The sequence below is a fragment of the Belliella aquatica genome, assembly GCF_014637795.1.
Classification (GTDB): Bacteria; Bacteroidota; Bacteroidia; order Cytophagales; family Cyclobacteriaceae; genus Belliella; species Belliella aquatica.
This window is the reverse complement of sequence record NZ_BMFD01000054.1, coordinates 1-1,022: the sequence shown is the minus strand read 5'-3', so window position 1 is coordinate 1,022 and position 1,022 is coordinate 1. Positions and strand designations below refer to the sequence as shown.

Here is a 1,022-nt window from a genome sequence, read left to right as displayed (position 1 = left end):
AGCCAGTTGATAGCAAGTTTATCACCGGGAGCGGATACAGTAATAGTTACAGAATATGTAATTACACAAGCAGATTTGGATGCTGGCAAGGTAGACAATACAGCGAGTGCAGCATTTGGAAATGATGTTCTTATTGCAGACGAGACTGTGACGGCAACTCAGAATTTTGAGTTTAGCATCACTAAAGTAGCTACACCACAAACATACAGTACAGTAGGAGAAGTAATCAGCTACGACATTACAGTGACCAACGATGGAAACGTAACGTTGGAAGGTATTTCGGTAACAGATCCATTGACAGATTTGAGCCAGTTGATAGCAAGTTTATCACCGGGAGCGGATACAGTAATAGTTACAGAATATGTAATTACACAAGCAGATTTGGATGCTGGCAAGGTAGACAATACAGCAAGTGCAGCATTTGGAAATGATGTTCTTACTGCAGACGAGACTGTGACGGCTATTCAGAATTTTGAGTTTAGCATCACTAAAGTAGCTACACCACAGACATACAGTACAGTAGGAGAAGTAATCAGCTACGACATTACAGTGACCAATGATGGAAACGTAACGTTGGAAGGTATTTCGGTAACAGATCCATTGACAGATTTGAGCCAGTTGATAGCAAGTCTATCACCAGGAGCGGATACAGTAATAGTTACAGAATATGTAATTACACAAGCAGATTTGGATGCTGGCAAGGTAGATAATACAGCAAGTGCAGCATTTGGAAATGATGTTCTTACTGCAGACGAGACTGTGACGGCAACTCAGAATTTTGAGTTTAGCATCACTAAAGTAGCTACACCACAGACATACAGTACAGTAGGAGAAGTAATCAGCTACGACATTACAGTGACCAACGATGGAAACGTAACGTTGGAAGGTATTTTGGTAACAGATCCATTGACAGATTTGAGCCAGTTGATAGCAAGTTTATCACCGGGAGCGGATACAGTAATAGTTACAGAATATGTAATTACACAAGCAGATTTGGATGCTGGCAAGGTAGACAATACAGC

Annotated in this window: 1 protein-coding gene; it reads left to right on the top strand. The window is 41.0% G+C overall.

All coding sequences use genetic code 11. The features are described from left to right. The coding region (locus IEV57_RS19250; RefSeq protein WP_229744583.1) for a CLIPPER-2 domain-containing protein at positions 1-1,022 on the top strand (1,022 nt) is incomplete at both ends.